Annotated in this window: 2 protein-coding genes; one reads left to right on the forward strand and one right to left on the reverse strand. The window is 43.3% G+C overall.

Annotated features, from left to right (window positions below; translation table 11 throughout):
- Window positions 1–265: 265 nt before the first annotated feature.
- Window positions 266–1,777 carry an LCP family protein gene (locus tag GNE10_RS33315; RefSeq protein WP_185570327.1) on the reverse strand — a complete coding sequence of 504 codons (1,512 nt, stop codon included), beginning with the start codon at window positions 1,775–1,777 and terminating at the stop codon, window positions 266–268.
- A gap of 115 nt (window positions 1,778–1,892) precedes the next feature.
- Between GNE10_RS33315 and GNE10_RS33320 the strand changes: the two genes are divergently transcribed.
- Window positions 1,893–2,957 carry a mannose-1-phosphate guanylyltransferase gene (locus tag GNE10_RS33320; RefSeq protein WP_185570328.1) on the forward strand — a complete coding sequence of 355 codons (1,065 nt, stop codon included), beginning with the start codon at window positions 1,893–1,895 and terminating at the stop codon, window positions 2,955–2,957.
- Window positions 2,958–3,126 lie beyond the last annotated feature (169 nt).

A 3,126-nucleotide genomic window follows, 5' to 3' on the forward strand; every position in this document is an offset into this window, starting at 1 on the left:
GTATGAACTTCCCTTGTGGTCTGGGAAAAGGTTAATGGTTCGACAAGCTCACCAACCGGGGTAAGGGGATTTGGATGTATTTGAAACCTTTCCCCTTTCCCCTTTCCCCTTTCCCCTTTAACCGAATCGTATTGATTAGTCATTAGTCTGTTGTCCTATCTTACAAAATATGAGCTGAGGTTTCCCCAACTCATACTTTAGACTTTGTAATTTATGCTTTTTTATTTAGCAATTACCAATGCCCAATGCCCTGTTTGCCCAATGATTATTTCCAATCTTTCCCAATACGAATTGTGAGGTCAGATTCTAAATCACCAATGGCCGCTACTTCGATTTGACCCAAACCTAAGATTTGTTGCACATCAGTTCCAACTCGTCGGTTACCTTTTTGCACAATAATCTGAGTTTGACGTTGGTTATCTGGCCAATCAGGAACTTTGTAAATTTTAGTAAAGCCTTTCTGTTTAAGATAAGCAATAACTTTTTCAGTTAGCTCAGGTTGATTGGAAGCATTTTGAATAGCAATTTTGAGGTTAGGAACCTGACGTGTATCTGGTTTTAGACCAGGTACATTTACCCCGACATAATCATTCAATAGGCTTTGTTGTCCGGTCATGTTCAGCCAATAGCTATCAGGATCTTTGCTAAAGCGGCTAAAGGTACCAGGCAAAACAGTCATTTGGAAGTTATCTCGATCTAAGTTAAGACCGAAGTTTACCAACGCCATCATTTCTTCCATTTTCAGGTTGGTATCAAAGTATTTTCGCATCAGGCGAGTTAATTGAGGCAACCTGGGTAAAAGGGTGGGGCTATTGAGGCGTTGCAGCAAGGCTGCGATGAGTGCTTGCTGACGCTGCACCCTTGGTAGATCTCCCAAACCTGGTTCGCGGAACCGGGCAAATTGTTCTGCTTGTTCGCCGTTGAGTGTTTGCCAGCCACTAACTAAATTAATTGACATCTGGCTGCTAGAGTCTTTATATTCCATTGATTTGGGAACAAAGACTTCAACTCCACCTAATTGATCGACTAATTGGCGTAAACCGCTGGTGGAGATGCGAATATAGCGATCGATTGGGGCATTATTTAAAGTCCGGCTAACTACCCGTGCAGCCAAGACTGGCCCGCCTTGGGCATTGGCGTCAGATACTTTAGTTAAGCCTTTTTCTCCCTTTTCTGGGATCGCAATCATCGTATCTCTGGGGATAGAAAGCACCCGTACAGATTTTTCATTGGGGTTGAGCCGTACCAGCAACATAGAATCGCTTTTACCAGCAAAGCTTTCTGGGGAACCATCAACAGTACCACTGACTGGTTCAATCCCCATAATGAGGATATTCATCGGTCGTGAAAGTTTGTACTGAGAAAGTTTGCTCCATAATTCCCCTGGTAATGGAACTTTTTGTTCGTCCTTAGTACCAGTTCCTAAATCATCATCTGCTCGGTCTAAATTGCTCCATAAAGGAGTCCACAACGCCAACGTTGACACCAGCAGACCGGATAATATGATGCCGATAACAATCGTCATGAACCATAACAGCCATCGAGGCATTGTCAAGCCCAATCTCTCATAGAGCTGATTGGGAATTGCACCCACCGATTCGACAACGCTACGGTTATTTGCTGGCGTTTTGAGTTCGACCTCTTCTTGGGGGTCTACTACTAATGGAAGTGCTGCTTGATTTTCCGGATGTTCGAGTTCCGGCGATCGCACTTCATCTTCAAATACTACTTGCCCAGATGTGACCTGATTTTCCGACCATTCGACTTGTTTTATCACAATTATCTCCCCACTCAACCACTCCCTAAAAGTATGTTAATGCAAGCTACAAATATTGCCAGTGGAAAACCTCACTGTAAACTTGTAATGTTCTTCAGTAGACGTGTATGACAACATGAATACTTTATTGTTCCCTGTAATCCTTGCTGGTGGTAAAGGTGAACGTTTTTGGCCTTTAAGTCGGCGAGACCGACCCAAACAATTTTTAAGTCTTGATGGTAGCTCTAGAAGCTTATTACAAGCAACTGCCGATCGCTTGTTAAAACTTACAGGCAGTTGGAATTCCTTGTGGGTTATCACTTCTAGTCAGATAGCTGAAGGGGTACGACAACAATTACCCGATCTACCACCTGAGAACTTACTAATTGAGTCAGAAGGAAGAGACACCGCAGCCGCCGTTGCTTGGACAAGTTTAGAAATCAAACAACGTTATGGAGAAGACGCTGTTATTGGCTTTTTCCCTGCTGACCACTGGATTGCTGACCAAGAAGCCTTTGCACACACATTAAGTGCAGCTGTGCAACTGGCAACAAGCACAGAAGCCATCGTCACATTGGGGATCAAGCCTACTTTTCCATCAACCGGTTACGGTTACATTGAACAAGGTGAAAAAATAGGTAGCTTTAATGAGTTGCCAGCTTATCACGTCAACCGCTTTACTGAAAAGCCCAACCGTGAAATAGCAGAAACTTTTTTATCTACGGGACGTTTTAGCTGGAATAGTGGTATGTTCGTCTTTCGGGCAGGAGTTGTTCTCAAGGAACTACACACCCATGCTCCAGAAATCATCGAACCATTACAACAACAGGGGTCTGATATCTATCCCCAGTTACCTAAGAAGAGTATAGACTATGCACTCATGGAAAAGACAAGTCTAGCATACGTCTTGCCGGTTGAATTTGGCTGGGATGATTTAGGAGATTGGAATGCCATCGAACGGTTACTGAAAACAGAACAGACTTCCAATGTAGAACTTGCTACCCACGTAGGACTAGATACCCAGGGAGCAATTATTTATGCTTCAAATCCAGAGGATGTAGTTGTTACTATTGGTTTAGATGATGTGGTGATTGTGCGCGATCGCAACGTCACCCTCGTTGTTAAAAAAGAACGTACACAGGAAATTAAGCAGATCTTGAAAATTCTTCAGAGCGATTCCCGATTCACCGACCTGCTCTAAAAGTTAAAACTCTTGGCAGAGGCTAAAAAGTCCATTTTCTCATTATAACTTGAATGTCGAAAAAGGGGAATTGGGAATTGGGCATGGGGAAAGGGAAAGGTGAAAGGTGAAAGGGAAAGGGGTAAGGGGGAAAGGTTAAATTTATCGCTTTACCCCTTTACCCTTTACC

This window comes from Nostoc sp. 2RC (assembly GCF_014222165.1).
GTDB classification, from domain to species: Bacteria; Cyanobacteriota; Cyanobacteriia; order Cyanobacteriales; family Nostocaceae; genus Nostoc; species Nostoc linckia.